We start from the raw sequence: 21,505 nt of genomic DNA, 5'->3' as shown, positions 1-21,505 counted from the left end.
ACGGCGGGGATTAACAAGGTGAAGTGAAGGGTTTCTAGTGGTTGTGGTGAGAAGCGAGACTGTCGGAACAGGCGAGTCCTGCAGCAGAGCAAGGCCGATAACAATCATGATCTTCGTGATCGCTTGAACGCTTGGCCCCTGCTGCGCGAACTACAGAATGGCCAGGGCAGTGCCCAGCACAGGCCGGATATACGAATGCAACCGCGCTGACGACAGGATCGAAAAGCTATTCCTCACTGCTTGTGGGGAGAGTCCATATACCTATTGTTATGTGTCACAACAGAGACTCTAGAAATTCGCTCTTGATGCTTTCCGAGGTACTGGGTAATTGGTTAAGTAGAGCAGCACTATCATCGCCACAGTTATAGTACAAAATAAATTCTCCAGACTCGAATGCCACTTTGAATCCAGATAAAACTTTGTAGCCATAATTGATATGGCGGTCCACGTGAGCCTGTACGCTCGCAATATTTTCACCTGCTAAGTGATTTGCGGTTAGCGCTGAAAGAAGGTCTTCGGCTTGCCAAGAGCATCGCTCACCTACTTGAAGATCGAAACCCAGAGGTACTTCAGCGGGCAAGGTGTCTGCACCAACACTCTCACCATTTGTGAGCAAGAACATTGAAACAACGGTCCCATCAGTGCAGCGCCACTCAATGTCGCCTATATCATCGGTTACCTTTTCGGACTCGAAGTAATACTGAACATTCCTTACGCCTGCTAGGGTTTTCCCAATCAGGCTTTGGGCTTGAGCCAGATCGTGAAACATCCGTTCTTCAGAGAAGATTTTTCGATTATTCATAGAGACACATAACTATAATTAGACACCAAGTGGTGTATAAGACGCTGGAAGGGACTGGTGTATAACATCCTTGTCATTGCGTCTCTCCTTGTCTAGGCTGGGCGTTTCCGAGGGATGATGACTGTATAAAGGAGTTATACACCATGGATGGGAAGCCACGGTTGCTCGATCAGGTGCGGGAGCAGATAAGGCTCAAACACTACTCGATCAGAACTGAGCGTGTCTATTGTGAGTGGGTCAAGCGGTTCATTCGTTTTCATAACTATCGACACCCTCTCGAAATGGGTGCGCCGGAGGTTGAAAGTTTCTTGTCGCACCTCGCGGTGGCGCGTGATGTATCCGCCTCCACCCAGAACCAGGCGCTGGCTGTGTTGTTGTTTCTTTACAAGCAGGTGCTGCATCAGGATTTGCCCTGGCTGGGCGAAGTCGTGCGTGCCAAGAAGCCGGCTCGCTTACCTGTCGTCCTGTCTCGTGAGGAGGTGCAGCAGCTTTTTGAGCACCTCGAAGGGGAGGTTGGGTTAGTGACAAGGCTGCTATACGGCGGCGGCCTGCGTCTGATGGAAGGCGTGCGACTTAGGATCAAGGACGTCGACTTCTCGCGCAGCGAGCTCATCATTCGTGACGGCAAGGGCCAGAAGGATCGTGTCTCCGTCTTGCCTGGAAGCCTTGTCGCACCGCTTCAACAGCAACTTGCGCGTGTCCGTGCGATTCACCAAACGGAGCTAGCTGACGGAAGAGGTGACGTGTATCTGCCGAATGCGCTGGCACGCAAGTATCCCAAAGCGCCTTGGGAGTGGGCTTGGCAGTATGTCTTCCCGGCGCCAAATCTCTCGGTTGACCCTCGCAGCGGGGCAGTGCGCCGTCATCATCTCGATGAGAAACGAATACAGCGCGCCTTCAAGCGAGCCGTGCAGGCCGCAAAGCTTATGAAGCTCGCCACGCCTCACACGCTACGCCACAGCTTCGCTACCCATTTGCTCGAGAGCGGCCAGGACATCCGCACGGTGCAGGAGCTGCTCGGGCATGCGGACCTCAAAAACCACGATGATCTATACGCATGTGCTCAACCGTGGCGGTTTGGCCGTGCTGAGCCCGCTCGATCGAATGTGACCGACCCGTAAGGTTGTTTTATTCGTCTTCCGCGTCGGCTTCGTAGGCGTCGAGGCAAATGAGTTGGTGGCCGTCGATCTGCCAGCTGCCGTCGGATGCCTGATGCTCGGCTTCCATCACGCTGTTGTAGCTGAACTGCCACTGTTTGCGTTCGCGGCCGTCGACGGCTTCGATCGTGAGCACGATCGCTTCGCTTTCAAAGGCGCGGTCTTCTTGCGCGGCTATGTCGGCTTCGTCGAGCAGCTCATCATTGAGGGTGAAGGTTGAGGCGTGCAGGCCGTCGATCTGGAGCATGTCGGCGGCTTCGAGTTGGTCCAACAGATACAGGGTTGGCGCTGTCATGGGGAGCTCACAGGGCGGAAGGTCGTGTGTTAAAGGAGAGGGCACAGCATTCATTCATGAGCGCGCCGCCTGGCCGAGGGTAGTTGGTTGGCCAGGCGGGCGAGGCGCCAGCTGTCAGGCGTCGTATCCGAGATTAGGCGCGAGCCAGCGTTCGGTCACGACGAGGTCCTGGCGTTTGCGGGCGGTGTAGCGTTCGGCCTGGTCCTTGTCGATTTTGCCGACGGCGAAGTACTGCGCCTGGGGATGGGCGAAGTACCATCCACTCACCGCGGCGGTGGGGAACATGGCGTAGTGTTCGGTGAGGGTGACCTGGCTGATGCCGTCCGCATCGAGCAGCTCGAACAGGGTGCCTTTTTCCGTATGGTCGGGGCAGGCGGGGTAGCCCGGTGCCGGGCGGATGCCCTTGTACTGTTCCTTGATCAGTTCCTCGTTGCTGAGCTGCTCGTCCGGCGCGTAGCCCCAGTGATGCTTGCGCACCTCGGCGTGCAGCCATTCGGCGCAGGCTTCGGCGAGGCGGTCGGCGAGCGCCTTGACCATGATCGAGTTGTAGTCGTCGCCCTTGTCCTGGTACGCCTTGGCCACTTCCTCAGCGCCAATGCCGGCGGTGGTGATGAAGCCGCCCACGTAATCGGTGACGCCGCTGTCCTTTGGCGCAACGAAGTCGGCCAGCGAGAAGTTCGGCTTGCCGTCGGGCTTGATGGTCTGCTGGCGAAGGTGGTGCAGGCGGGCCAGGGGCTGGCCGTCGTCGCCATAGACTTCGATGTCGTCGTCGTCTACCTGGTTGGCCGGCCAGAAGCCGAACACGGCACGCGCGCGGATCAGCTTTTCGTCGATCAGCTTCTTGAGCATCGCCTGCGCGTCGGCGAACAGGGCGGTGGCCGCTTCGCCGACCACCTCATCGGTGAGGATGCGCGGATACTTGCCGGCCAGATCCCAGGAAATGAAGAAGGGCGTCCAGTCGATGTATTCGGCCAGCACGTTCAGGCCGATGTCATCGAGCACCTTGCGCCCGGTGAAGGTCGGCTTGACCGGCTCGTAGGTGGCCCAGTCGAACTTCGGCTTGGCGGCGACCGCCTGGGTGTAGGTCATGCGCTCGGTGCGGGCGCCACGATTGGCGGTGCGCTCGCGGATCACGGCATATTCTTCGCGGGTCTTGGTGGCAAACGCGGGCTTGAGTTCCTTGGAGAGCAGCGTCGTCGCCACGCCTACTGCACGGGAGGCGTCTGTGACGTATACCACCGCGTCGTTCTTGTAGTGCGGGTCGATCTTCACCGCCGTATGCGCTTTGGAAGTCGTGGCGCCGCCGATCATCAGGGGCAGGGTGAAGCCCTGGCGCTGCATCTCTTTGGCGACATGGACCATCTCGTCCAGCGACGGTGTGATCAGGCCGGACAGACCGATGATGTCGCATTTCTCGGCGATGGCGGTCTGCAGGATCTTCTCGGCCGGCACCATCACGCCCATGTCCACGACGTCATAGCCGTTGCAGCCAAGCACCACGCCGACGATGTTCTTGCCGATGTCATGGACGTCGCCCTTGACGGTGGCCATGAGGATCTTGCCCTTGGCTTCGGGCTTGTCGCCTTTTTCCGCCTCGATGAAGGGAATCAGATGCGCCACGGCCTGCTTCATGACGCGGGCGGATTTAACCACCTGGGGCAGAAACATCTTGCCCGAGCCGAACAGGTCGCCGACTACGTTCATGCCGCTCATCAGCGGGCCTTCGATGACTTCGATGGGGCGCGCGCACTGCTGGCGGCACTCTTCGGTGTCTTCGACGATGAAGGCGGTGATGCCTTTGACCAACGCGTGTTCGAGGCGCTTGTCCACCGGCAGGGAGCGCCACTCTTCGGTCTCGGCTTCCTTGACGCTGCCGTCGCCCTTGTACTGGTCGGCAATGGCGAGTAGCGCTTCGGTGCCGTTGGGCGTGCGGTTGAGCACCACATCTTCCACGGCATCGCGCAGCTGCTTGGGGATCTCGTCATAGATCTCGAGCTGCCCGGCGTTGACGATGCCCATCGTCAGGCCGTTTTTGATGGCGTAATAGAGGAACACCGAGTGGATCGCTTCGCGTACCGGGTTGTTACCACGGAACGAGAAGGACACGTTGGACACGCCGCCGGAGGTCAGCGCATACGGCAAGTGGTCGCGGATGTAGGCGCAGGCGTTGATGAAGTCGACGGCGTAGTTGTTGTGTTCTTCGATGCCGGTGGCTACGGCGAAGATGTTCGGGTCGAAGATGATGTCTTCAGGCGGGAAGCCGACCTCGTTGACCAGAATGTCATAGGAGCGCTGGCAAATTTCTTCCTTGCGCGCCTGGGTGTCGGCCTGGCCGGCTTCGTCGAAGGCCATCACTACCACGGCGGCGCCGTAGCGCTTGCACAGGCGGGCGTGGTGCTTGAAGGCTTCGACGCCTTCCTTCATGGAGATGGAGTTGACGATGCCCTTGCCCTGGATGCACTTGAGGCCGGCCTCGATCACTTCCCACTTCGACGAGTCGATCATGATCGGCACGCGCGAGATATCGGGCTCGCCAGCGATCAGGTTGAGGAAGGTCACCATGGCCTTCTTCGAATCCAGCATGCCCTCATCCATGTTGATGTCGATCACCTGGGCGCCAGCTTCAACCTGCTGCAGGGCGACTTCGAGGGCTTCGCTGTAGTTCTCTTCACGGATCAGCCGGGCAAACTTGGCGCTGCCGGTGATATTGGTGCGCTCGCCGACGTTCACAAACAGCGAGTTGCGGTCGATGGTGAACGGTTCCAGGCCCGACAGGCGGCACGCCCTGGGAATGTCCGGGATCGCGCGCGGTGGGTACTTGGTCACCGCTTCGGCGATGGCCTGGATATGGGCGGGCGTGGTGCCGCAGCAGCCGCCGACGATGTTCAGAAAGCCCGATGCGGCGAATTCCTCGACTACGGCCGCCATTTCAGCCGGCGTCTCGTCGTATTCGCCGAAGGCGTTGGGCAGGCCGGCATTGGGGTGGGCGGAGACGTGGGTCTCGGCCTTGTTGGCCAGCTCTTCGAGGTAGGGGCGCAGATCCTTGGCACCGAGGGCGCAGTTCAGGCCCACCGAGATCGGCTTGGCGTGGCGCACCGAGTTCCAGAACGCTTCAGTGGTCTGGCCGGAAAGGGTGCGGCCGGAGGCATCGGTGATGGTGCCGGAGATCATGATCGGCAGCTCGACGCCGAGCTGCTCGAAGACTTCCTGCACGGCGAAGATCGCGGCCTTGGCGTTGAGGGTGTCGAAGATCGTCTCGATCAGGATCAGGTCCGCGCCGCCTTCGATCAGGCCGCGAGTCGCCTCGGTGTAGTTCTCCACCAGTTCGTCGAAAGTGACGTTGCGGTAGCCGGGGTTGTTCACGTCCGGGGAGATGGAGCAGGTGCGGCTGGTGGGGCCGAGCACGCCGGCAACGAAGCGCGGCCGGTCAGGCGTTTCGGCGGTCTTGGCATCGGCCACCTGGCGGGCGATGCGGGCACCTTCGACGTTCAGCTCGTACACCAGCTCTTCCATGCCGTAGTCGGCCTGGGATACGCGGGTGGCGTTGAAGGTGTTGGTTTCCAGGATGTCCGCGCCGGCGTCGAGGTAAGCCTTCTCAATGGCACCGATCACATCCGGGCGGCTGAGGATAAGGAGGTCGTTATTGCCTTTGACGTCCTGCGGCCAGTCGGCGAAGCGCTCGCCGCGATAGTCGGCTTCTTCCAGCCGGTAGCTCTGGATCATGGTGCCCATGCCGCCGTCGAGTATCAGGATGCGCTGGCTCAGCGCTTGCTGGAGGGCCTGAAGGCGAAGGCTGCGGTCGGACATTGCACACTACCTGGGAAGAGCGGATCGAAGGGCGGCGATGATACCAAACTGAGCCGCAGGCGGGGCCCAGCGGGGATGGGCATGAATTCCACTCATGTTCGCCACGCTCTTTGCGTGCCGTGGTGGCGCCAAGCAGAACGATGGCTTGCGAGTCTTATCCGACAAAAATACTAGGACTTTATCTGCCAGGCGCGATTGACGTACACTGGCGCCATCTTTGCGAGGATTAGACATGAGCTCGATTACCATTACTGAAGCTGCACACGATTATCTCGCCGAGTTGCTCTCGAAGCAGAACACCACCGGCATCGGCATACGGATTTTCATCACCCAGCCAGGCACGCCTTATGCGGAAACCTGCATCGCCTATTGCAAGCCCGGCGAAGAAAAGCCCGAAGACACCGCGCTGGCGTTGAAGAGCTTCACTGCCTGGATCGACAACGTCAGCGAGCCCTTCCTCGAAGATGCGGTAGTCGACTATGCGACCGACCGCATGGGTGGGCAGCTGACCATCAAGGCGCCGAACGCCAAGGTGCCGATGGTCAACGAGGACAGCCCGCTCAATGAGCGCATCAACTATTACCTGCAGACCGAGATCAATCCCGGGCTCGCCAGCCACGGCGGCCAGGTAACGCTCATCGACGTGGTCGAGGAAGGCGTCGCGGTACTGCAGTTCGGCGGTGGTTGCCAGGGGTGTGGCCAGGCCGACGTCACCCTCAAGGAGGGGATCGAGAAGACCCTGCTCGAGCGGATTCCAGAGCTCAAGGGCGTTCGTGACGTGACCGATCACACCAACCGCGAAAACGCGTACTACTGAGTCACCCTCGAACGGGGCGACAGGCTGAAGCCGTCGCCCCGTTTGTACGTCTGGAATAAGGCGGACCTCTCATTTCAAGGCTTGCGATGCTGTCAGAATGGCATCACTGCGCGCCCGGGCAAGCCACTTCGGGTGGGCTGCGTTACGCGCCAGGGCCAACCGCTGCAATGAGAGCTGAACTGTGTCCGTTTCCTTGCTGATCTGCGACGACTCCTCCATGGCGCAAAAGCAATTGCTTCGCGCATTGCCAGAGGGCTGGCCGGTGCAGGTCAGCCAGGCCGCCAACGGCCGGGAGGCTCTGGAGCGAATCCGCCAGGGCGACATCCAGCTCGTGTTGCTAGACCTGACCATGCCGGAAATGGATGGTTATGAGGTGCTGCAGCGCCTGCGGGACGAAGGGCACACCTGCAAGGCGATGGTGATTTCAGGCGACGTCCAGGCGGAGGCCGTACGCCGCGTATTGGACCTCGGCGCGCTGGCGTTTCTGAAGAAGCCGGTTGCCGCCGAGGAGCTGAAGCAGACCCTCCAGCAGCTAGGCCTGCTCGGCGAGGCCGCGGCGGCTACCGCTAACGTGCCGGCGGCGCTGGAAACTTTCCAGGTCAGTTTTCGCGATGCTTTCCGCGAGGTCGTCAACGTGGCCATGGGGCGCGCCGCCGCGTTACTGGCGCGGGTGTTGGGCGTGTTCATTCAGCTGCCGGTGCCGAACGTCAACATCCTCGAGGTGGGCGAGCTGCACATGGCGCTATCGGACGCGGCCCAGGGTGAGAAGCTCACTGCGGTGTGCCAGGGCTACATCGGTGGCGGTATCGCCGGCGAGGCGCTGCTGATCTTTCACGACTCCGAAATATCGGACATGGCGCGGCTGATGGGTCTGCGTGATTACCGTGAAATGGAGATGCTGCTCGACCTATCGAGTCTGCTGATCAGCGCTTGCCTGTCGGGCATTGCCGAGCAGGTCGATGTGCTGTTCTCGCAGGGGCATCCGCAGGTGCTCGGCCAACATGCGGCCATCGACGAGCTGATTCGCGTCAACCGGCAGCGCTGGAAGAAAACGCTGGCCGTGGAAATCAGCTACACCCTGGAAGGGCATGACATTCATTTCGACCTGCTGCTGTTCACCGAGGATTCGGTGGAGCTGCTGTCGCGCAAACTTGCCTACCTGATGAACTGACCCATGGCTAACATCCAACTCGACGAGTTTCACTCGCTGCTGGCCATCGTTCAGAGCATCGACGTCGGCGTCGTGGTGCTCGACCGCGACTACCAGATCGAAGTCTGGAATACCTTCATGGAAAACCGCTCGGGCATCCTGCCGGCAATTGCGCGGCGCAAGGTGTTCTTCGACGTGTTTCCCGAGGTGGATCCCGCCTGGTTCCGGCAAAAGTTCGAAAGCGTGGCGACGTTGGGTACGCCATCCTTTTCCACGTGGGAACAGCGCCCCTATCTCGTGCGCTTCAAGAACTACCAGCCGATCACGGGGCTGGAAGAGTTCATGTACCAGAACATCACGATGATGCCCCTTCGTGGGCTCACCGGCATCACCGAGTACATCTGTATATTGATTTACGACGTGACGGACGTGGCTGTGAACCGACGCCAGCTACAGGCCGCCAATGAACAGCTGCAACGCCTTTCGAGTACCGATCGGCTGACCGGACTCTACAACCGCGGGCACTGGGAAGAGATGCTCCGTGTGGAGTACGCGCGGCACCGTCGCTACGAATCCCGGGCGTCGCTGGTGATGTTCGACATCGACCATTTCAAGCGCATCAACGATACCCGCGGTCACCCAGCCGGGGACCGGGTGATTCAAAGTGTGGCCGAGTGCATTCGCGAGAACATCCGCGACTCGGACCTGGCCGGGCGCTACGGCGGCGAAGAATTCGTCGTACTTTTACCGGACACGGACAAGAAGGGCGCGCTGATATTCGCCGAGCGCATGCGGGCCTGTGTCGAGGCGCTGAGCGTGGTGCATGACGGCGCCGAGATCCGCTTCACCATCAGCCTTGGGGTCGCCGACCTGAGCCTGCCCACCACCGGTTATGCGCAACTGATCGAATGGGCCGACCAGGCGCTCTACGCATCCAAGGCCGGCGGTCGCAACCGGGTTACGGCGCACGAACCCGGCTAGCGGCGGGCCCGCGGCGCAGCAGCAACGTCGCCACCGCGATGCCAGCCAATAGCGTCATGCCGATGTTGACTGCGTTCCAGCCGATGCCGGTGATGAGCGCGCCGGAGGCCAGGGACATCGTCGCGGCCACGCTGCCATTGCAGAGCTCCATGAGGCCTTGGGCGCTTGCCCGTTCACTGGGCGCGTGGCCACTGCCGAGCAGTGTGGTGCCTGCCACCAGCATGAGGTTCCAGCCGATCCCGAGCAGGCAGGAGCTGATCAGAAATCCCGCCATCTGCTGGCTGACCAGCGCAACCGCTGCGCTGACCAGCAGCATCAGTGCGCCGATCAGGCCAACGCGGTGGCTACCGAGCCGGTCGACCAGCGGACCTGCGATGAAGGCCGGCAAGAACATACCGATCAGGTGCCACTGGATGACCCGCGTACTGTCCACGACCCCTAATCCGCAGAAGCTCATGGCCAACGGTGTCGCGTTCATCACCAGGATCATCAGGCCATGACCGACAGCGGTGGTGAGAATGGCTGTGCGTACGATCGGCCGAGCCAGCAGCGTTCGGGTCGTACCGGCCGGCGACGCGGTCGAGGCAACTGGTGCCGGCGTGGTCCGCAGCCCGGACAAGGTCAGCAGGGCGAAAAAAGCCACTCCGGCGATCAACACGTAGGCTCCGGTGAACGGCACTGCCAAGGCGTTGCGTGAGAGGTCGCCGAGCGTGGGTGCGATCAACGCCGCGCAGAGCCCACCGCCGATTACCCAGGCGGTGGCTTGACCTTTGTGGGCGTCGTCGACCGCTTCCAGAGCGGCGAAGCGGTAATAGTTCGCCGAGGCCTGGTACAGCCCGAGCGGCAGCGCGCCCAGGCACAGAAGCATGAAATCTCCTAGCCAGACGCCCCAGGCGCTGATGAGCCCGCCGGCAATACCGGCCGTAGCCCCCAGCAGAAAGCCGCTGCGCCGCCCGTGGCGCTGCATCAGCTGCGAAAGGGGGCGGACGGCTAGAAGGTTGCCGACAACCAGCAGCGCCATCGGCAAGGTGGCGAGGGCGTTGCTCGGCGCTAGTTGCAAGCCGATCAGCGCCGTCAGGGTGATCCCGGTCATGGCGCTGGTCCAGAACAGCGCTTGGGCGATGAACAGGCGCCCAAGTATCGGGTTGCTCAGCGGATTCATGATGTAACGCCCTTAGATAGGTGCGGTTTGAAGATCCTGCCAGTGGACGGCGGGTTGGCCGCAAGGGAGCTGGCTGGCCGGCGTGGGCGGCGACACAGCTCGCCACGGCAGTTCGGGCAGTGCCCGCTCATCCGCTTGGCGCAGTGCAGGCAGAAGGTGCACTCGAATGAGCAGATCATTGCATCCTGCGCCTCGGGGCCGAGGTCGCGATCACAGGCTTCGCAGTTGGGGCGCACTTCGAGCATGGCATCTCCGGGACTACAGGTTGCGATCGCAGTCAGGCAAAACGGGCGGCGTATTCCTGCGGACTCACCGACAGATGTTTATGGAAACTGCGGCGCAGGTTCTCGGGGTGGCCAAAACCGGTGAGCCTGGCCACCGTGGCGATCGAGGTCTGGCCGCCGAGCACGAGGTTACGCGCGGCCTCCAGACGGACTCGCTCGACGTAGCGCCCCGGGCCGGTGCCGAGTTCGGCGGCGAACAGACGGCAAAGCGTGCGTGGCGACATGTGTGCCTGGTGCGCCAGGGCCTCGATCGACAGGTCATCGCCGAGGTGAGCCGGTATCCAGTCGAGCAGGGCCGATAGCCTTGGCAATTCGCTGCTTGCCGGCGGCAACAGGGCGCTGAACTGAGCCTGTCCGCCTGGGCGGCGCAGGAACATCACCAGGCGGCGAGCGACCGCCAGCGCCATGGCTCGGCCAAGATCCGCCTCGACCAGCGCCAATGCCAGGTCGATGCCCGCCGTGACCCCGGCCGAGGTGAACAGATGTCCGGCTAGTGGATCGTGCGGATCATAGGTGTGCAGGACGTCCGAATCGACGATGACTTCGGGATATTCATCTTGGAGCGTTTGCAGATCGGACCAGTGCGTGGTCGCCTTGCGCTGGTCGAGTAGTCCGGCCTCCGCCAGCACCAGCGCGCCCGAGCAGACCGAGCCGAGCCGCCTGACCTTTGGCTCGGCAGCGACCAGCCAGGCGAGCAGTTCGGCATTGCCGCGCATCTGATCGACCCCGCGCCCGCCGGGCACGAGTAGCGTGTCGAGCGTGGCCGGATCGGTGTTCTGCCAGAGTGCGTCGATGCACAGGCGCAGCCCGCAGGACGTCGCAACCGGCTCGAGGCGTTCGCCGAGCACCAGCAGGCGATAGGGCTCAGACAATCCCTGCCGCGCACGCTCGACGTTAGCTGACGCGAATACCTGCAGCGGCCCGGTGACATCCAGGCTCATCACGTCCGGGTAGATCAGGCAGGCAATTGTGCGGGGAGCGTCCATGTCGTCTCGCTGGCTTGGGTCGTGGCCTGGAGTGTGGCCTTTGCCCGCCACGGCAGCAATGCCAAGAAACCCACATATCTGGCCAAGCTGGGTCTGCCCTGTGGCAAACGGATCGCCAAATCGCGACACGCTCGCTCTGGGGGAGTCGAGGGGGGCGGGGATTCGTCGGCGCGACAGGGTAAAGCGTTCGCGGGCGCGGCCCACTCCCACGGTGGCGACATACTGGAGACAGAAGGCTGGCGGGCCGTTGGGGGCACTCCTGCATCCGCTCGACCCAGGAAGGTGCTTATCTCATCCCGCCCTGGCGGCAAGGAAGTTCAGCAGGGCGACTTCTTCACGGCTGAGCCATTTGCGCGGGCGGGCTTTGCTCAGGTTAGCCAGCTCGCCGTTGGAAAAGGCCTGCAGGATGGCCGGGTGGATGTAGCACTGGCGACACACCGTCGGCGTGTTGCCCAATTGCCCGGCAACCTGCCTGACCGTTTCGACGAGCTGCTTCTTCGCTACCGATTCGGGCTCCCAGGGCAGGCCGCGCAGCTGCTCCAGCGCTAGCGCGCTGCCGGCCCAGGTGCGGTAATCCTTGGCGGTGAAATCGGCACCGGTCATCTCGTGGAGATAGCCATTGACGTCGGTAGAGGTGATGGCGTGGCGTTGGCCATCCTCGTCCAGGTATTGAAAGAGATGCTGGCCGGGCAACTCCATGCAGCGTCGGACGATGCGCGCCAGGCGCTGGTTGCGCAGGGTCACCTTGTGCTCGACGCCGCTCTTGCCACGAAAGTGAAAGCGGATCGCACTGCCTTTGACATCCACGTGCCGGTTGCGCAGCGTGGTCAGGCCGTAGGAGCGGTTGTCGCGGGCATAGCGACTGTTGCCGACGCGAATCAGCGTCGACTCGAGCAGCGCGACTACCGTGGCCACGGCTTTTTCCCTGGGCAGGCCGCGCAGTGCCAGATGAGTTTCGATCTGCGCGCGTAGCTTGGGCAGGGCCTGGCCGAATTCGAGCATGCGTTCGTATTTGTCCGCATCGCGGATTTCTCGCCAGCGAGGGTGATAGCGGTACTGCTTGCGGCCACGGGCATCGCGTCCGGTTGCCTGGAGATGGCCTTGCGGATCGGCGCAGATCCAGACGTCCCGGTAGGCGGGCGGTATGACCAGTTTGTTGATGCGATCGATCTCGTCCGGGTCGCGAATGCGTTCGCCCTGGGGGTCGAAATAGGCGAACTTGCCGCGCACTATCCGCCGACTGACCCCGGGCTGAGTGTCATCCACGTAGTTCAGGTCGGGCGGTAGAGTGGGGCATAGCAGCGTGCCGCGGTCGTCACGCTCATCAAGGGGGATGGGCCGCGTGCCTTCGGCCAGGGGAGGAGCCTCTGCGGTATGGTCGAGCGCCATGGATGGTTCCTGAAAGGGACCCGGCCAAGCGGCGGGCCGGGCCGGTCCCGAGCCGGGGCTTATTGGGCCTCGTCGCCCTGCATGACTTCGCCTTCACTCTCCTGCGCGTTGCGCATGAGTATCTTGATGGCGGCGACAACTTCGTCGATGGCCTCGCGGAAAAGGCCGGGGTTGTTGTCGGTCTCGGCCTGGTCGGCATGCTTCTGTGCGGTATCGAGGTGTTCGTAGATGGCGGAATAGTCACCGATCATCGTGATCTCCTTGGTCTGCGGGCAAAGGAACGGGCGGGATGCGTAATGCATAGGCCCTGTTCAAATGACCGCACCGTGCCGCTGGCAGTTCGCGCCGTACATCCGCAAGCCTGTGTGCTCAGCTTTCGGCGACGCCGGGCTGATAAGGCATCGACCAAGGGGCGAGGATGTGGCCGTCCTTGCTCAGCTCCAGGCGCGCCTTGTCGAGGATCGCCGCCAGGTGCGCGGCATCGGCGTACTGGCTGCGGGCGACATGGGCGATCGACAGGACGAGCGCGCCGGATGCGTCTTCCACGCGTAGCGAATAACTGGCGTCGTCGGGGTCGATGTCCGTGATCGCGCGAAGCGGCAGGAAGGCCATTTCGCTGATACGGGTAGCCTCGTCCAGGCTCAGGGGCAGGTCGTGCATGGTCGCGTCCTCGCTCAAGCCGCCGGATCAACCGTGTAGGCGAGTTCGATGGTATCGCCGCTGCCGTCTCCGACTACCGATCCCGCTACTGGCTCAGCGGTGACCTCACGGTCGGGATAGGCGGACTTCAAATGGCGCAGCGCAACGTCGCTTATGTGGTTGATCAGACCGGTGAACTGCGCATCGGCAGGAATGATGAACTTGAGCACGATCTTCTGGCTGTCCGGCGATTGGGGCAGCGTGGCGAGTCCGCAGCTGTCCCACTGATCGTTTACGTAGGCTTCTGCACCTTTCATTGGTTTCTCCTGTTCATGCGTTGCTGTTTAGGACAGCCAAACAGGCCAATGGATCAGTCGCTCATGCCCCTGAACAGACCGGCGTGGCAACAAGAGGTGACGGATCGGGTGCATCAAAGATAACGCCCGGCAATTGCCGGGCGCAGTGAAGCTCAAACGATCAGGCTGTTTCCGGCATGTGCCAGGGCGCAAAGCTGACGCCTTCCTGGCTGAGTTCCCGGCGGGTCTGCTCGAGGGTCTCGCCGAGTTTTACCGGGTCGGTATAAACAGTGCTGGACAGCTTGCGACGCCCCAATAGGCGGGACTGGGTGCGGTCGATAACGGTAATGCTGACTTCGCCATTGCCCTCGGGCAGCGTCCAGGCGACGCACTGGAAAGGTTTGAACGCACGGTCGGCGATCAACAGTGCGTCATTGAAACGAAGTGGCGTGTTCATAGGGAGACTATCTCTCTGCGTGTACCGAAATGGATATGCCGTTGGCCCCATGGCCTTGGCTTATCTCACTGATGTAAGCAGAGGACTGAAAAGTCACACGACAAGTTCGGAAAGTGCAACTTAATTCGCGAATGCCTTCGCAGATGTGAACTCGGTTAACTTCGATGAGTTTCTAGAAAGCCCCGTTAGCGGGGCCTCGGAGAAATAGGATGGGGTGTTCCGAACAGCGCAAGTTGCCGACGTGACAATATGCCACACAGCTCAGCTGCGATTGAACACGCCGTCGCGGGTAACAAGTTCGAGGTCGGATTCGATCGCTCGGATAATGCGTTCGACATCCTGTTCGGAGAGCTGGTTGGTACAGGCGATGCCAGTGACCGTCAGCAGCGTTTCGCCGGTTGCCGAATCGAAGACCCGGGCCAGCAGGGTGTGCGGGGTTTGCATCGTCGCGTCGAAGCCGAGGGGATGAAAATGTCGCTTCATCACCTCTCGAGCACGAATGAAATTCATGTGAGTCAAAGGCGATCCCGAATCTCAAATACACCGGAGAACGGACCGCGGCTCCTCAGTCCAGATAGCGCAGCGACCGTTATCGGTGCTGCGCTCGCCACTTTAACATCGAAATCCGTTGAGCACAGCCCTGGCAGTCAACTTAATGGCGTTTTGATATGACGACTTTATGTCGTCTGCGGCGCTTGCCCATCAGATACGAAACTGCCGCAGCAGACCATTCAATTGCTGAGCGACGCGCCCGAGCTGCTGTCCGCCGTCGCTTGAGCGCTCCGCTGCGTGAGTGCTCCGCTGCGCCAGTCCGGCGGCCTGGGTTACGTTCTGGTTGATGTCTTCGACCACATGGGATTGTTCGAGGGTGGCGCTGGCGATCGAGGCGTTCAGCCCGGACAGATTACGTAGCGCCTGGGTGATACGGCTCAGGCTTTCGCCGGCCTGGCTGGCCTGTTCGACGGTGAGCTGCGAGGCCCGGCTGCTTTCGTTGATCACGCTGACGGCTTCACTGGAGTTGTGCTGCAGACGTTCGATCATGCCCTGGATCTCGGCGGTCGACTTCTGCGTGCGCTGGGCGAGCAGGCGCACCTCGTCGGCGACCACCGCGAATCCGCGCCCCTGCTCGCCGGCTCTCGCGGCTTCGATGGCGGCGTTCAAGGCGAGCAGGTTGGTCTGTTCGGCAATCGAGCGGATCACTTCCAGCACCGAGCCGATCTGGTTCGTTTCGCTGGCCAGCGATTCGATCACCTGCACCGATTTGCCGATGGTGGTGGAGAGCTGGCCGATCTGGCGCAGGCTGGCGTCGATGCTCTTCTGTCCCTGTTCGGCTTGCTTGCCGGCTTCCCCGACCTCCAGCGCGGCCTGTTCGGCGTTCTTGGCCACTTCCTGGACCGCGTAGCTCACCTGATTGACCGCGGTCGCGACCACTTCCATCTGCTGCGACTGGTGGACGCTGTGCTGGTGCGCCTCGGTCGATAGCCCGCCAAGGGAACGCGAAGATTCGTCCAGCGAGCCGGCGGTCTCGAACAACTGACCGACCACCCCGCGCAGTTTTTCGGTGAAGCGGTTGAAGTCGCGGCTCAGCGTACTCAACTCGTCGTTACCGACTACATCCAGCGTGCGGGTGAGGTCAGCCTCACCGCCGCCGATGTCGGCCATGGCCTGCATGGTCTGGCGCAAGGGCAGGGTGATGCTGCGGATCAGCACGGCGACGAGCACGGACATGATGCCGGCTACCAGCAGGCCGATCACCGAAAAGCGCATCACATACTCTTGGAACTCGCGCTCCACGTCATCGACATAGATACCCGAGCCGATGATCCAACCCCAGGGCTGAAACAGCTGGACGTAGGAAATCTTGGGCAAGGGCTCGGTTTCGCCGGGCTTGGTCCACTGGTAGGCGACGATGCCTGCGCCCTTGCGCTTGGCGATGTCGACCATTTCGACGAACAGTGCCTTTCCGTCCGGGTCCTTGGTGTTGTTCAGAGCCTGGCCTTCGAGCTTGGTGAGCATCGGATGCATGACCATCCGGGGCGTCAGGTCGTTGATCCAGAAGTAGTCCTGCCCGTCATAGCGCAGCGCACGAATCTGCTCCATCGCGGCGTGCTGGGCGTCGGCCGTACTGAGGGTGCCTGCGGTTTCCTGGCGGCGGTAGTGCTCGAGGATCCCGGCGGCCGTCTCGACCACGTTTTGCGTCATCTGCTGCTTGCCCAGATACAGGTCATCACGCACCTGTAGCAGGATCAGCAAACCAAGGGCGAACAACATCAGGGTCGCCATCACTGGGATCAGCCAGAGACGTTTGCTGATGGGGAAGTTGCGAAGAATGCTCATTCGGGGAGGGCTCCGGCTTTATTTTTGTATTTGTTCTGGTTCGATGGCGCGGGGAGATCGCGCACGTCTGGATAGCATTTCGGCCGTGCTTGGCAAAAAATGAGCGGCCTCGACCAGCTGCCAGTGAATTTTCTTTCGTCACGCCAGTCACAGATGCGCCAAGGCGTCTGGCACAACCCTTTCGCCACTCACTGCTTTGCGATGGACAGCGTCGCTCTGGGGAATTGATGGAACTGTGGACTGCCTTACAGGCATTGATACTCGGCATCGTCGAGGGTCTGACCGAATTTCTTCCCGTCTCGAGTACCGGCCACCAGATCATCGTCGCCGACCTGATCGGCTTCGGCGGTGAGCGGGCCGAGGCCTTCAATATCATCATCCAGCTCGGCGCGATCCTTGCCGTGGTATGGGAGTATCGGCGCAAGATCGCCGATGTGGTCGTCGGATTGCCGCACAAGCGCGAAGCGCAGCGTTTTACGGTCAACCTGCTGATTGCCTTCTTCCCGGCGGTCGTGCTGGGGGTGGCCTTCGCCGACCTCATCCACGAATACCTGTTCAATCCGGTCACCGTCGCCACGGCGCTGGTGATCGGTGGTGTGGTGATGCTCTGGGCCGAGCGGCGCCAACATCGTATCCAGGCCGAGACGGTCGACGACATGCACTGGACGCACGCCTTGAAGGTCGGTTGCGCGCAATGCCTCGCACTGATCCCGGGCACCTCGCGGTCGGCCTCGACCATTATCGGCGGCTTGCTATTCGGTCTTTCGCGCAAGGCGGCGACCGAGTTCTCCTTCTTCCTGGCGATGCCGACCATGGTCGGGGCCGCGGTTTATTCAGGCTACAAATACCGTGACCTGTTTAAGCCGGCGGACTTTCCGGTATTCGCCATCGGCTTCGTGACTTCGTTCGTCTTTGCGATGCTCGCGGTGCGCGCACTGCTCAAGTTCATCGGCAACCACAGCTATGCGGCCTTCGCCTGGTATCGGATCGTCTTCGGGCTGATTATCCTCGCGACCTGGCAGCTTCAGATCATCGACTGGAGCACCGCGACGCCCTGATGTGGCGAGGGCGACCTTGCATAGGAGAAAAGTATGACGTTGTCGATTTACCAGGCTTCCGTTCCGGTATTCCAGCGAATGCTGGGAAATCTTGCCGACATCCTCGAGAAGGCTGAGCGTTGGACAGAGGACGGGGCGATAAACGGCAGCGATCTGCTCAACGCACGCCTGGCGCCAGACATGCATCCGCTGGTGCGGCAGGTGCAGATTGCGACGGATTCGGTCAAGGGTTGCGTTGCCCGGCTCGCCGGTGTAGAAATTCCGAGCTTTCCCGATACCGAATCGTCGCTGGCCGAACTGCGCCAGCGTCTGGACCGGACCCAGGCCTTCATCGCAAACTTCGAGCCTTCGCAGCTCGATGGCAGTGGCGACAAGGCCATCGTGCTGAAATTTCCGGGTGTCGAGCTGAAATACAGTGGGCAGGACTACCTGCTCAATTTCGTGCTGCCGAACTTCTATTTCCACGTCACCACGGCCTACGCCATCCTGCGCCACAAGGGCTTGCAGATCGGCAAGATGGACTATCTCGGCCGTCCCTGAGTCGCCTGGACTAGCATCGAACGATGAGCCTGGCCTGGCGCCGAAAACAAAACGCCCCGCATTTGCGGGGCGTTTTCGTGTCGGTGTCTGTCAGACGGCGACGCCGAGGCTGCGCAGGTAATCGTCGTAGCTGCCACTGAAGTCGGTCACGCCGTCGGCCGACAGCTCGATGATCCGCGTCGCCAGCGACGAGACGAATTCACGGTCGTGGCTGACGAAAATCAGGGTGCCCGGGTAATTTTCCAGCGCCAGGTTGAGCGCCTCGATCGATTCCATGTCCAGGTGGTTGGTGGGTTCGTCCATCACCAGCACGTTGGGCTTCTTCAGTATCAGTCGGCCGAACAGCATGCGGCCTTGCTCGCCACCGGAAATCACCTTCACCGACTTCTGGATCTCGTCGTTGGAGAACAGCATGCGTCCGAGGGTGCCGCGCACCAGCTGTTCCCCCCCTTGGGTCCACTGGCCCATCCAGTCGAACAGGGTCACGTCGTCGGCGAAATCCTCGGCGTGGTCCTGGGCGAAGTAACCGACATCGGCACTTTCTGTCCATTTGACTGCGCCCGACATGGCGGGAAGTTCACCGACCAGCGTGCGGAGCAGGGTGGTCTTGCCGATGCCGTTCGGCCCGATGATGGCGACGCGCTCGCCTGCCTCGATCTGCATCGAGAGGTTCTTGAACAGCGGCACGCCGTCGAAGCCCTGGCTGACACCTTCCAGGGTTACCGCCTGGCGATGCAGCTTCTTGTTTTGCTCGAAGCGGATGAACGGGCTGACGCGGCTCGAAGGCTTGACCTCGTCGAGCTGGATCTTGTCGATCTGCTTGGCGCGGCTGGTGGCCTGTTTGGCCTTGGAGGCGTTGGCCGAGAAGCGGCTGACGAAGGTCTGCAGCTCGGCGATCTGCGCTTTCTTCTTCGCGTTGTCCGAAAGCAGGCGTTCACGCGCCTGGGTCGCGGCGGTCATGTACTCATCGTAGTTGCCGGGGAACAGCCGCAGCTCGCCGTAATCGAGGTCAGCCATGTGCGTGCACACGCTGTTGAGGAAGTGACGGTCGTGGGAAATGATGATCATCGTGCTGTTGCGCGCGGTGAGCACCGTTTCCAGCCAGCGGATGGTGTTGATGTCCAGGTGGTTGGTCGGCTCGTCGAGCAGCAGGACCTCAGGGTCCGAGAACAGCGCCTGGGCGAGCAGCACACGCAGTTTCCAGCCCGGCGCTACCGCGCTCATCGGGCCGAAGTGCTGGTCCAGCGGAATGCCCAGGCCGAGCAGCAGTTCGCCAGCGCGGGATTCAGCGGTGTAGCCGTCGTATTCGGCGAACTGGACTTCCAGTTCGGCCACCGCCATGCCGTCGGCTTCGCTCATCTCGGGCAACGAATAGATGCGGTCGCGCTCGGCTTTGACCGTCCAAAGCTCACCGTGCCCCATGATCACCGTGTCGATCACGCTGAAGTCTTCATAGGCGAACTGGTCCTGGCGCAGCTTGCCCAGACGTACGTTGGGCTCGAGCATCACCTGGCCAGCGGACGGCTCCAGATCGCCGCCGAGGATCTTCATGAAGGTCGACTTGCCGCAGCCATTGGCACCGATCAGGCCGTAGCGGTTGCCACCGCCGAATTTGACGGAAACGTTTTCGAACAGCGGCTTGGCGCCGAACTGCATGGTGATGTTAGCGGTGGAGATCAAGAGACTTACCTATCGATGACTTGGCGGTTACTGGCCTGGCTGGGCACCAAGGGGTAGCGATTCCCAGCCCGTTCGAGTTCCTTCCGGTGGGACGCTCGAACAATCCAGCGGGCAAAGAAAAAACAACAGCCTCCGAACGAGCGTCGAGCTGTTGGCAATACATGCGGGGTTGGCACCGGATATGGCGAGCATTGTCGCATAGGTGCGGCAGCAGTTTATATGGAGGCCTTTGTGCACGATGCGTGCTTCAGGCTTCGTGCGTTCCGGTCAGCGGGGCGAGTCAAAGGCCATCGACAGCGCGCGTTGGTGCAGCTGCATGAGCTCGGCAAGGAGTATTCGTCCGGCTTGCGCTTGCCTGGGATCCGGGAGGTTCTCGAGCAATCTCGCCAGCTGCGCGGCGTGATAGTTGGCTTCAGCAATGTGCTGATGCCGATCGGTTGCATCGACATCGGATTCGGGATTTGGCGCCGCACATTGAGACGCTTCCGCTGGGGCGGCGGGATACGACCCAGACCGCCGGTCCTCCGGACAATGCAGGGATAACGAACTTCGATGCATGACAATAATTCAACGTGACCGAATCGGGCTGGCCGAAACGCTGGTGGATATCGATCAGCCTATTAGGACGATGCCGGTAGCGTCATGACTAAGCAGAGCACGTCGTACGTGCTCGATGAGTTGGCGCGCCGTGGGGATGATGCCCTTGTGCGGGGGCGTCAGGGCGTACAAGGTCGCGGGCGGCAGCGCCTGCTGAGGACATGCAACTTGCAGCGCGCCTGATGCAAGATCCGCACTGCAGGCGAACCGCGGCACGCACGCAAGGCCTAGGCCGGCTCGCGTAGCTTTTAACAGCGTCTGGGTGGAGTCGGCGATCAGTGCCGGCTTGGAGATCGTCCGGGTGCCTTCGGTTAGTAGCCAAGGCTGATGAAGGCTGTTGGTCCCGAGCGTTAGCAATCGACCGTCTTCCACGCTTTCCAGGGTTTGAGGGTGGCCAAGCTGCCGTAGCAGCGCATGCGTGCCCACGATGATCATTTCCAATTCCGCCAGAGGGCGAGAGACGATTGCGTTGCTGCCACCGGGGGCTGTTTGCAACGTCAGGGCCAAGTCGAGTCGCATCGCACCGAGGTCCGGGAGCTCGTCGCCCAGCTGGAGGGAGAACTGTACATTTGGATGGTGCCGCTGGAAGTCAGCCATCGTCTCGAGCGACCAATCCGCCAACGCGCTTGGGGCCGCCAGCTTGATCAGGCCGCTGGGCGTGTCGTGCGATTCCAGGGCGGAAAGCAACGCTGCCTCCATTGCCGTGACCATCTCCAATGCATGGCGATAGACCTGCTCGCCTAACGTGGTCATTGAGAACAACCGTGTACTACGGCTGAGTAATTGCACGTGCAGTGATCGCTCCAACTGGGCGATGCGTCGACTGAGGCTTGAGGTGGCAACGCCCGTGCGCTCGGCCGCACCGGAGAAGCTGCCCGCTTCGACAACTTGAACGTACCAGTACAGATCGACCAGCATTCGAGAGGTCGCTGCGGCGTGTTGCTGTGTCTGTTTGAATGTCGGGATCGAGTTGGGCATGGGATCTGGCGTTAAACGGGTTCTGATCGTTGCGCTATCTTAAGTGCTGCTTTGAACCTGCTCCTTTGCCAGAGCGGGCCGAAACTTTGCTTG

At 61.4% G+C, this 21,505-nt stretch carries 20 protein-coding genes and 1 pseudogene; 6 read left to right on the top strand and 15 right to left on the bottom strand.

What is annotated here, in order from left to right; all coding sequences use genetic code 11:
• Positions 1–274: 274 nt before the first annotated feature.
• On the bottom strand, positions 275–802 hold the full coding sequence (locus tag G7026_RS12385; protein WP_181071196.1) for a hypothetical protein: 528 nt from the start codon (positions 800–802) through the stop codon (positions 275–277).
• Positions 803–945: 143 nt separating this feature from the next.
• Here G7026_RS12385 and G7026_RS12380 point away from each other — a divergent pair.
• Positions 946–1,912: pseudogene (locus tag G7026_RS12380) on the top strand (integron integrase).
• 18 nt (positions 1,913–1,930) lie between these two features.
• Here G7026_RS12380 and G7026_RS12375 read toward each other — a convergent pair.
• Both G7026_RS12375 and metH read right to left on the bottom strand, forming a co-directional pair.
• Complete coding sequence (locus G7026_RS12375; RefSeq protein ID WP_181071194.1) at positions 1,931–2,254, bottom strand: DUF5629 family protein; 324 nt, start codon at positions 2,252–2,254, stop codon at positions 1,931–1,933.
• A gap of 114 nt (positions 2,255–2,368) precedes the next feature.
• Positions 2,369–6,061, bottom strand: a complete 3,693-nt coding sequence (metH, locus tag G7026_RS12370) for a methionine synthase (protein ID WP_181071193.1) — start codon at positions 6,059–6,061, stop codon at positions 2,369–2,371.
• A gap of 232 nt (positions 6,062–6,293) precedes the next feature.
• On the opposite strand from metH, the gene nfuA reads away from it, so the two are divergent.
• From nfuA to G7026_RS12355, 3 genes are all read left to right on the top strand, one after another.
• Positions 6,294–6,878: a Fe-S biogenesis protein NfuA gene (nfuA, locus tag G7026_RS12365; protein ID WP_181071191.1), complete on the top strand. Its 585-nt coding sequence runs from the start codon at positions 6,294–6,296 to the stop codon at positions 6,876–6,878.
• A gap of 181 nt (positions 6,879–7,059) precedes the next feature.
• The gene (locus G7026_RS12360) at positions 7,060–8,049 is read left to right on the top strand and encodes a response regulator (RefSeq protein ID WP_308811793.1); all 990 of its coding nucleotides are present in this window, start codon (positions 7,060–7,062) and stop codon (positions 8,047–8,049) included.
• Between the two features lie 3 nt (positions 8,050–8,052).
• Positions 8,053–9,009 carry a GGDEF domain-containing protein gene (locus G7026_RS12355; RefSeq protein ID WP_181071189.1) on the top strand — a complete coding sequence of 319 codons (957 nt, stop codon included), beginning with the start codon at positions 8,053–8,055 and terminating at the stop codon, positions 9,007–9,009.
• Here the strand turns inward: G7026_RS12355 and G7026_RS12350 are convergent.
• From G7026_RS12350 to G7026_RS12305, 10 genes are all read right to left on the bottom strand, one after another.
• Positions 8,987–10,171: an MFS transporter gene (locus G7026_RS12350; RefSeq protein ID WP_181071181.1), complete on the bottom strand. Its 1,185-nt coding sequence runs from the start codon at positions 10,169–10,171 to the stop codon at positions 8,987–8,989. The genes G7026_RS12355 and G7026_RS12350 overlap by 23 nt on opposite strands.
• Positions 10,168–10,416, bottom strand: coding sequence for a DUF1272 domain-containing protein (locus tag G7026_RS12345; protein WP_181071179.1), 249 nt, complete (start codon positions 10,414–10,416; stop codon positions 10,168–10,170). The genes G7026_RS12350 and G7026_RS12345 overlap by 4 nt, the downstream gene beginning before the upstream one ends.
• Before the next feature lie 32 nt (positions 10,417–10,448).
• Positions 10,449–11,441 carry a GlxA family transcriptional regulator gene (locus G7026_RS12340; RefSeq protein ID WP_181071177.1) on the bottom strand — a complete coding sequence of 331 codons (993 nt, stop codon included), beginning with the start codon at positions 11,439–11,441 and terminating at the stop codon, positions 10,449–10,451.
• A 291-nt stretch (positions 11,442–11,732) separates the two neighbouring features.
• Positions 11,733–12,830 carry a DNA topoisomerase IB gene (locus G7026_RS12335; RefSeq protein ID WP_181071176.1) on the bottom strand — a complete coding sequence of 366 codons (1,098 nt, stop codon included), beginning with the start codon at positions 12,828–12,830 and terminating at the stop codon, positions 11,733–11,735.
• 59 nt (positions 12,831–12,889) lie between these two features.
• The gene (locus tag G7026_RS12330; protein ID WP_181071226.1) at positions 12,890–13,081 is read right to left on the bottom strand and encodes a hypothetical protein; all 192 of its coding nucleotides are present in this window, start codon (positions 13,079–13,081) and stop codon (positions 12,890–12,892) included.
• A 118-nt stretch (positions 13,082–13,199) separates the two neighbouring features.
• Positions 13,200–13,490, bottom strand: coding sequence for a hypothetical protein (locus G7026_RS12325; protein ID WP_181071174.1), 291 nt, complete (start codon positions 13,488–13,490; stop codon positions 13,200–13,202).
• 14 nt (positions 13,491–13,504) lie between these two features.
• On the bottom strand, positions 13,505–13,786 hold the full coding sequence (locus tag G7026_RS12320; RefSeq protein ID WP_181071172.1) for a hypothetical protein: 282 nt from the start codon (positions 13,784–13,786) through the stop codon (positions 13,505–13,507).
• A gap of 160 nt (positions 13,787–13,946) precedes the next feature.
• A complete protein-coding gene (locus G7026_RS12315; RefSeq protein WP_181071170.1) occupies positions 13,947–14,222 on the bottom strand; it encodes a hypothetical protein in 276 nt (91 codons plus the stop codon).
• A gap of 261 nt (positions 14,223–14,483) precedes the next feature.
• Positions 14,484–14,705, bottom strand: a complete 222-nt coding sequence (locus tag G7026_RS12310; RefSeq protein WP_258190257.1) for a DUF1652 domain-containing protein — start codon at positions 14,703–14,705, stop codon at positions 14,484–14,486.
• Positions 14,706–14,924: 219 nt separating this feature from the next.
• On the bottom strand, positions 14,925–16,559 hold the full coding sequence (locus G7026_RS12305) for a methyl-accepting chemotaxis protein (protein ID WP_181071167.1): 1,635 nt from the start codon (positions 16,557–16,559) through the stop codon (positions 14,925–14,927).
• A 227-nt stretch (positions 16,560–16,786) separates the two neighbouring features.
• Here G7026_RS12305 and G7026_RS12300 point away from each other — a divergent pair, with 227 nt between their 5' ends.
• Both G7026_RS12300 and G7026_RS12295 read left to right on the top strand, forming a co-directional pair.
• Positions 16,787–17,617, top strand: coding sequence for an undecaprenyl-diphosphate phosphatase (locus G7026_RS12300; RefSeq protein WP_181071166.1), 831 nt, complete (start codon positions 16,787–16,789; stop codon positions 17,615–17,617).
• Positions 17,618–17,650: 33 nt separating this feature from the next.
• Positions 17,651–18,157, top strand: a complete 507-nt coding sequence (locus tag G7026_RS12295; RefSeq protein WP_181071164.1) for a DUF1993 domain-containing protein — start codon at positions 17,651–17,653, stop codon at positions 18,155–18,157.
• 90 nt (positions 18,158–18,247) lie between these two features.
• Here G7026_RS12295 and G7026_RS12290 read toward each other — a convergent pair whose 3' ends face one another.
• Positions 18,248–19,837, bottom strand: coding sequence for an ABC-F family ATPase (locus G7026_RS12290; protein ID WP_181071162.1), 1,590 nt, complete (start codon positions 19,835–19,837; stop codon positions 18,248–18,250).
• Positions 19,838–20,449: 612 nt separating this feature from the next.
• The gene (locus tag G7026_RS12285) at positions 20,450–21,412 is read right to left on the bottom strand and encodes a LysR family transcriptional regulator (RefSeq protein ID WP_181071160.1); all 963 of its coding nucleotides are present in this window, start codon (positions 21,410–21,412) and stop codon (positions 20,450–20,452) included.
• Between the last annotated feature and the right edge of the window lie 93 nt (positions 21,413–21,505).

Origin of the sequence: Stutzerimonas azotifigens, assembly GCF_013522725.1 — a bacterium.
In the GTDB taxonomy this organism is placed as follows: domain Bacteria; phylum Pseudomonadota; class Gammaproteobacteria; order Pseudomonadales; family Pseudomonadaceae; genus Stutzerimonas; species Stutzerimonas azotifigens_A.
Note: the sequence above shows the minus strand (reverse complement) of the source record. Positions and strands in the feature narration are given on the sequence as shown.